We start from the raw sequence: 7,461 nt of genomic DNA, 5'->3' as shown, positions 1-7,461 counted from the left end.
ACCCGCCGCCGCAGGCGGTGGGGAGGGTGAGGGTGACTGCTGTGGCCCCTCAGGCCGCCAGCCAGTCCTTCAGTGCAGCCCGCGCCCGATCGGTGTACATTCGCTTGCGATCGGCCTTTTTCGTGCGGCCCTCGATCGGCGGGAACAGCCCGAAATTGACGTTCATCGGCTGGTAGGTCTCGATCTCCGCCTCGCCGGTAATGTGCGACAGCAGCGCCCCCAGCGCCGTCTCGCGCGGCGGCGCCGGCAGCTCGATCCCGGCAATCTCCGCCGCAGCGAAGCGCCCCGCCAGCATCCCGATCGCGGCGCTCTCGACATAGCCCTCGCAGCCGGTGATCTGCCCGGCAAAGCGGATATTGGGCGCGCTCTTCAGCCGCAGCGTGCCGTCGAGCAGCTCGGGCGAGCGCAGGAAGGTGTTGCGGTGCAAGCCCCCCAGCCGCGCGAACTCGGCATTTTCCAGCCCCGGGATGGTGCGGAACAGCCGGACCTGCTCGGCATATTTGAGCTTGGTCTGAAAGCCGACCATGTTCCACAAGGTGCCGCTGGCATTGTCCTGGCGCAGCTGCACCACCGCATAGGGCCAGCGCCCCGTGCGCGGATCGTCGAGGCCCACGCCTTTCATCGGCCCGTAGCGGAGCGTGTCGACGCCGCGCTCGGCCATCACTTCGATCGGCATGCAGCCTTCGAAATAGGGGACGTTTTCCCACTCGCGGAACTCGGTCTTCTCGCCCGCCATCAGCGCGGCGTGGAATTCGAGATACTGTTCCTTCGACATCGGGCAGTTGATGTAATCCTTGCCCGATCCCTTGTTCCACCGGCTCTGGAACCAGGCGGTTTCCATGTCGATCGACTCGCGATGAACGATCGGCGCGATCGCATCGAAAAAGGCGAGGCTGTCCTTGCCGGTCGCGCGGCCGATGCTTTCCGCCAGCATCGGCGCGGTCAGCGGACCCGTCGCGATGATGGTTCGGCCCTCGGCCGGCAGCGTGTCGACGCGCTCGCGGACGATGGTGATGTTGGGGTGCGCCTCCAGCGCTGCGGTCACCCCGTCGGCGAAGCCGTCGCGGTCCACCGCCAGCGCCGAGCCGGCGGGCACCTTGTGGATGTCGCCCTGGGTGAGGATCAGCGAGCCGAGGGCGCGCATCTCCTGGTGGAGCAGGCCGACCGCGTTGCTGTCGGCATCGTCCGAGCGGAAGCTGTTCGAGCAGACGAGTTCGGCCAGCCGGTCGCTCTGGTGTGCAGGGGTCATTTCGCCCGAGCCGCGCATTTCGGAGAGGCGGACCTTATATCCCGCCTGGGCGAGCTGCCACGCGGCTTCCGATCCGGCGAGGCCGCCGCCGATGATATGGATGTCGTGAGTCACGCGGCCGCCCATAGCGGCATGACGGCACGATGACAAAGGAGCGGGAATGCAAATCTTCACGATCGGCTATGAGGGGACCACCATGGCCGAGTTTCTCGCAGCGCTCACCCAGGCCGGCGTGGAGCGGGTGATCGACGTGCGCGCGCTGCCGCTCTCCCGGCGTCCGGGATTCGCCAAGTCGAGCCTTGCCGCCAGCCTGCGCGAGGCGGGGATCGACTATGTGCATCTCAAGCAGCTCGGCACCCCCAAGCGGGGGCGCGACGCCGCCAAGAAGGGCGATGTCGCGACGCTGCGTGAAGTCTATGAGGTCCAGCTCGGCTTGCCGGAGGCGCAGGCGCAGGTCGCACAGATGCGCGCGCTGGCCGCCGAGAAGCGGAGCGCGCTGCTCTGCTATGAGCGCGATCCGTGCCATTGCCACCGCACGCTGCTGCTGGAGGCCGAGGGGGAAGGGGCGGAGGTGATCGACCTCTACGCCTGAGCCGCCGAAAAAAGGCCGGGGCAGCCATAAGCGGCTGCCCCGTTTAGTTCGGGGAGAGTCGACGCGAGGGGGAACGAAACGCGTCGACAGGGGCCGATCTGCACGCGCCATGTTGCAGCAGCGTGTCGCCCAAGTGCGATGTATGTCGCAAAATCGTCGCAGCGGGCGCCGGTAACGCGGCATTAACCATCAAATTATAAAGAGATAACCGCCGCATTTACCTCGTCGCAACGCCTCTGGGAGCATGGCAGACCCAAACGCACTTCACTGGAGCGGATCATGGGTATCGCGGCACGACTCTATCAGGACGGGCGTTGGGCGGAGCGGCATGCGGTCGAACTCGAAGCGACGCTGCGCGACTCCGACTGGGCACCTGTCGATGTGACGATCGAAGATCTGTCGCATGGCGGCTTTCGCGTCGTCGCCGGCGCGGAGCTTTTGGTGGGCGATGCCATCGCGCTCGGCATTGCCGGCATCGGCACGCGCGAGGCCAAGGTGGTTTGGGGCGCGGCGGGCATCTATGGCTGTGAGTTCATCAAGCCGCTGAACGATACGGAATTGCGCACGGCGGTTGCCGGACCGGTCTCCACGCCGATCGCGTTCCCCAAGACCCCGCTGCCGACGCCGCAGCCCACGCCACCGGTGGTACAGGGATGGAGTGCGCCGGCCGGCGATGCTAAGTTCTCGGTCCGCACGCGGCTCGCGATCGTGACCGGCAGTGCGGTGATCGCCTGGATTCTGGTGTTCGCGCTCGGCTATGGCCTGTGGGCGCTGGCGGGCGCGCTGCTCCGCTGAGCAACGCGCCCTCCGGGCATCAGGCCGCGGCCTTGCGGCGCTCGGCCATTTCGTCGTTGAGCATTTCGGCAAGCAGGAACGCCAGTTCCAGGCTCTGACCGGCGTTGAGGCGCGGGTCGCAATGCGTGTGGTAGCGATCGGCCAGGCCCTGTTCGGTGATCGCGATCGCGCCCCCGGTGCACTCCGTCACATTCTGCCCGGTCATCTCGGCATGGATGCCGCCGGCGAAGGTGCCCTCGGCCCGGTGGACGGCGAAGAAGCCGCGCACCTCGGCGAGGATCCGGTCGAACGGCCGCGTCTTGTAGCCGTTCGCCGCCTTTACGACATTGCCGTGCATCGGGTCGCAGCTCCACACCACCGGATGGCCCTCGCGCTTCACCGCGCGGACCAGCTTGGGCAGATGCGCCTCGATCTTGTCATGGCCATAGCGGGTGATCAGCGTCATCCGGCCGGCGACGCGGCCGGGGTTGAGCGTGTCGAGCAGCCGCAGCAGCGCGTCGGGCTCGAGGCTCGGCCCGCACTTCATCCCGATCGGGTTGCCGATGCCGCGCAGGAACTCGACATGCGCCGAGCCTTCGAAGCGGGTGCGGTCGCCGATCCACAGGAAGTGCGCGGACGTATCGTACCAGTCGCCGGTCAGGCTGTCCTGCCGGGTCAGCGCCTGCTCATAGGGGAGCAGCAGCGCCTCGTGGCTGGTGTAGAAGTCGGTGCCCTTGAGCTGCGGCACGGTATCGGGGTTGATCCCGCACGCCTCCATGAAGTCGAGCGCCTCGCCGATCCGGTCCGCGACATCGGCGAACTTGGCCGACCAGGGGCTCTTGCCCATGAAGTCGAGCGTCCACTTGTGCACCTGATGCAGATTGGCATAGCCGCCATTTGCAAAGGCGCGCAGCAGGTTGAGTGTCGCCGCCGACTGGCTATAGCCCTGCACCATCCGCTGCGGATCAGGGATCCGTGCCTCGGGGGTGAAGGCGATGTCGTTGACATTGTCGCCGCGGTAGCTGGGCAGCTCGACGCCGTCGATCACCTCGGTATCGGCCGAGCGCGGCTTGGCGAACTGGCCGGCCATGCGGCCCAGCTTCACCGTCGGCAGCTTAGAGGCGAAGGTGAGCACCACCGCCATCTGCAGGATCACCCGGAAGGTGTCGCGGATGTTGTTCGGGTGGAACTCGGCGAAGCTCTCTGCGCAGTCGCCGCCCTGGAGCAGGAAGGCCTCGCCGCGCGACACCTTGGCCAGCTCGGCCGTGAGCCCGCGCGCCTCGCCGGCGAAGACCAGCGGGGGATAGCTGCTCAGCTGCCGGGTGGCGGCATCGAGCGCGCCCTTGTCCGGATATTGCGGCATCTGGCGCGCTTCGGCGCGCGTCCAGCTATCGGGGGTCCAGCTTGCCATTGCACTCTCCACGTCGCGGACGGCGACGTGCCAGTCCGCATGCTCGGCGATTCCCATCGCCGCTATCTGATTCATCACCTTGGTGTTGGCGCGTTTGCCGTCCGTCTCCCAACCCTGCACGGTGGAGCCTGGCGTATCGAACCAGGCGCCGAACGCGGCGCGGGTAAGGCTGCGCTCCTCGCGATAATGGCGGATTTTGGAACCGGCTAACGTCGTCATGGGGAGGCCTTACCCGGCGGGGGTAAAATCATGCAAGTGATTTCTTACCCGGCTGGGGTAAATGACAGTGCTGTGAATTGCATGGGCCGGGCCGCGCGTGTACCCGCAGCCGCATGCAGGCATTCGAAGCACAGGCGCGCGACCTTGCCGGACTGATGGCGCGCGGGAGGGGAAGACGATTGATCGGCCGCGACGGCGCCGATTTCGCGTCCAACGATTATCTCGGCCTCGCCGATTCGGCGGTGCTGCGCGGAGCGGTGACGGCGGCGCTCGCCCGCGGCGTGCCGATCGGTTCGGGCGGATCGCGGCTGCTGCGCGGCAACCATCGCGAGCACGAAGCGCTGGAAGCCGAGGCGGCGGCGTTCTTCGGCCGCGAATCGGCGCTGTATTTCTCCAGCGGCTATGCCGCCAATGCCGCCTTGCTCGGCACCTTGCCGCAGCGCGGCGACCTGGTGCTGTTCGACGAACTCGTCCATGCCAGCGCGCACGAGGGCATGAAGCTCGGCCGGGCGGAGACGCGGGCCGTGGCGCACAACGACGTCGCGGCGTTCGCCGCCGCCATTGCCGACTGGCGCCGGGCGGGCGGGGCGGGGCGCGTGTGGATCGCCGTCGAGAGCCTGTACAGCATGGATGGCGATATCGCGCCGCTGGCCGAGCTGGCAGCGCTGGCCCAGGGCGAGGAAGCGATCCTGCTGGTCGACGAGGCGCACGCCACCGGCGTCTATGGGCCGCAGGGACAAGGCCTCGCGCATGCGCTGCCGCCGGCGAACCTGATCACCCTTCACACCTGCGGCAAGGCGCTGGGATGCGAGGGGGCGCTGGTCACCGGTCCCGCGATCGTCCGCGACTTTCTCGTCAATCGCGGTCGGGCCGTGATCTTCTCGACCGCGCCGTCGCCGCTGATGGCGGCAGCGGTGCGCGCGGCGCTGCGGATCGTCGCTGAGGGGGAGGGGTTGCGCACCGCACTGTTCGATCGGATCGCCGCCGCCCGGCAGGCGCTGGCGCCGCTCGGCGTGCCGCCGGGCGAAAGCCAGGTGCTGCCGCTGATCCTCGGCGACGATGTCCGTACGATGGCGGTTGCGGGTGCCCTTCAGGCTGGCGGCTTCGACGTGCGCGGCATCCGTCCGCCGACCGTGCCCGCCGGCACCGCGCGGCTGCGTATCTCGATCACCAACAATGTCGATCTGGCCGACATCGCCGCGCTGGCGGCGCGGCTGACCGAATTGCTGGGAGAACGGAGTTCGACGCCCCTATGACCCAAACCTTCATCGTCACCGGCACCGATACCGGCATCGGCAAGACCGTGTTCGCCGCGGCGCTCGCTGGCGCGCTCGGTGCGCGCTACTGGAAGCCGGTCCAGGCAGGGCTCGACGAGGGCAGCGATAGCGAGTCGATCGCAACCCTCTCCGGCCTGTCTGCCGCAAACATTCTTCCGGAGGCATACCGCCTCGCCACCCCGTGCTCGCCGCACCGCGCCGCCGAGATCGATGGCGTCACCATCGACCTCGATCGCCTCGCGCTCCCTGGGATCGACGGTCCGCTGGTCGTTGAAGGCGCGGGCGGCGCACTGGTGCCGGTGACGCGCCAGATCCTCTTCGCCGATTTGTTCGCCCGTTGGAACAAGCCGGTGGTGCTCGTCGCGCGTACGGCGCTCGGTACGATCAATCACAGCCTGCTCTCGATCGAGGCGCTGCGCGCACGCGGCGTACCGATCCACGGCATCGCCTTCGTCGGCGATGCGGTGGAGGACAGCGAAGCGACGATCGCAGCGATCGGCAAGGTCAAGCGGCTCGGCCGCCTGCCGATGTTGCCCGACCTCACGCCCGCCGCCCTCACCAGTGCGTTCGCCGGTGCCTTCGACCTGGCGGACTTCGCCTGATGTCGTCGGTCTGGCACCCTTTCACCCAGCATGGGCTGGGCGAGCCGATCCCGCTGGTACGGCACGCCAAGGACGCGCTGATCCACACCGCCGACGGGCGCAGCTTCATCGACGCCATTTCTTCCTGGTGGGTGACGACGCACGGCCATTGCAGCCCGCGCATCATGGCGGCGATCGCCGAGCAGGCCGGCAAGCTCGACCAGATCATCTTCGCCGGCTGGACCCACGAACCCGCCGAGACGCTCGCCGCCGGGCTGCGTGCGGTCCTGCCGGACGCGCTGGAACATGTCTTCTTCAGCGACAGCGGCTCCACCGCGGTGGAAGTCGCGCTCAAGATGGCGCTCGGCTACTGGCATCATCGCGGCGAAGGCCGGAGCCGCATCCTCGTTCTCGAGCACAGCTATCATGGCGACACGATCGGCGGCATGTCGGTCGGTGCGCGCGGGGTGTTCAACCGACCGTACCAGCCGCTGCTGTTCGACGTCGGCACCATCCCGTTCCCGAGCGCCGGCGCCGAGCAGGAAACGCTCGACGCCCTGGAAGCGGAATGCCGCGCGGGTGCCGCCGCCTTCATCGTCGAGCCGCTGGTGCTGGGCGCCGGGGGCATGCTCTTCTACACCCCCGCGCTGCTCGCGGAGATGCGTGCGATCTGCGCGCGCCATGACGTCCTCTTCATCGCCGACGAAGTGATGACCGGCTGGGGCCGCACCGGCACGCTCACCGCCTGCGAACAGGCGAACGTGGTGCCGGACATCCTCTGCCTGTCGAAGGGGATTACCGGCGGCGCGATCCCGCTGGCGGTCACGCTCGCGACCGCACCGATCTTCGCGGCGCACTGGTCCGAGGACCGGGCCGACATGTTCTTCCACTCATCGAGCTACACCGCCAACCCGATCGCCTGCGCGGCGGCGGTGGCGAACCTCGCGATCTGGCAGGAGGAGCCGGTGCTGGCGCGGATCGGCCGCCTCGGCGAATGGCAGCAGGCCGCGCTGGACCGGCTCGCCGGCGTGTCCGGCCTGGTCGGTCATCGTCGCATGGGCACGATCGCGGCGCTGGAGATCGAACAGCCGGAAAGCGGCTATCTCTCGGCGATCGCCCCGCGACTGATGGCGTTCGCGCGGGAGAACGGCGTGCTGCTTCGGCCGCTCGGCAACACCGTCTATGTGATGCCGCCCTACAGCATCACGCGCGAACAGCTCGATCGGGTGTGGGGGCTGGTGCCGGCGTTTCTTGGGGGCTGAACTAGGGCGGCCGCTCAGCCCATCAAATTCCTCCCCGGCACGGGGAGGGGGACCGCGCGGCGCAGCCGCGTGGTGGAGGGGCCGCGCCGCAAGGCG

At 68.2% G+C, this 7,461-nt stretch carries 7 protein-coding genes; 5 read left to right on the top strand and 2 right to left on the bottom strand.

Annotated features, from left to right (window positions below; translation table 11 throughout):
- Positions 1-49: 49 nt before the first annotated feature.
- Entirely contained in the window at positions 50-1,363 is a 1,314-nt protein-coding gene (gene trmFO, locus SAZ01S_RS15320; protein ID WP_084583148.1) for a methylenetetrahydrofolate--tRNA-(uracil(54)-C(5))-methyltransferase (FADH(2)-oxidizing) TrmFO, read from the bottom strand.
- A 46-nt stretch (positions 1,364-1,409) separates the two neighbouring features.
- Between trmFO and SAZ01S_RS15315 the strand changes: the two genes are divergently transcribed.
- Both SAZ01S_RS15315 and SAZ01S_RS15310 read left to right on the top strand, forming a co-directional pair.
- Positions 1,410-1,841 (top strand): DUF488 domain-containing protein, encoded by a 432-nt coding sequence (locus tag SAZ01S_RS15315; RefSeq protein WP_084583146.1) that lies wholly within the window; start codon positions 1,410-1,412, stop codon positions 1,839-1,841.
- A gap of 279 nt (positions 1,842-2,120) precedes the next feature.
- Positions 2,121-2,636, top strand: a complete 516-nt coding sequence (locus SAZ01S_RS15310; protein ID WP_084583145.1) for a PilZ domain-containing protein — start codon at positions 2,121-2,123, stop codon at positions 2,634-2,636.
- A gap of 19 nt (positions 2,637-2,655) precedes the next feature.
- Here the strand turns inward: SAZ01S_RS15310 and SAZ01S_RS15305 are convergent, their stop codons facing one another.
- On the bottom strand, positions 2,656-4,026 hold the full coding sequence (locus tag SAZ01S_RS15305) for a class II 3-deoxy-7-phosphoheptulonate synthase (protein ID WP_174596128.1): 1,371 nt from the start codon (positions 4,024-4,026) through the stop codon (positions 2,656-2,658).
- Between the two features lie 332 nt (positions 4,027-4,358).
- Between SAZ01S_RS15305 and SAZ01S_RS15300 the strand changes: the two genes are divergently transcribed.
- The 3 genes from SAZ01S_RS15300 to SAZ01S_RS15290 are packed head-to-tail and all read left to right on the top strand — an operon-like array spanning position 4,359 to position 7,365.
- Positions 4,359-5,501 (top strand): 8-amino-7-oxononanoate synthase, encoded by a 1,143-nt coding sequence (locus SAZ01S_RS15300; RefSeq protein WP_084583143.1) that lies wholly within the window; start codon positions 4,359-4,361, stop codon positions 5,499-5,501.
- Entirely contained in the window at positions 5,498-6,124 is a 627-nt protein-coding gene (bioD, locus tag SAZ01S_RS15295; protein WP_084583142.1) for a dethiobiotin synthase, read from the top strand. Before SAZ01S_RS15300 ends, bioD begins: the two co-directional genes overlap by 4 nt.
- Entirely contained in the window at positions 6,124-7,365 is a 1,242-nt protein-coding gene (locus SAZ01S_RS15290; protein WP_084583141.1) for an adenosylmethionine--8-amino-7-oxononanoate transaminase, read from the top strand. Before bioD ends, SAZ01S_RS15290 begins: the two co-directional genes overlap by 1 nt.
- Positions 7,366-7,461 lie beyond the last annotated feature (96 nt).

It is taken from the genome of Sphingomonas azotifigens NBRC 15497, from assembly GCF_002091475.1.
GTDB classification, from domain to species: Bacteria; Pseudomonadota; Alphaproteobacteria; order Sphingomonadales; family Sphingomonadaceae; genus Sphingomonas; species Sphingomonas azotifigens.
Note: the sequence above shows the minus strand (reverse complement) of the source record. Positions and strands in the feature narration are given on the sequence as shown.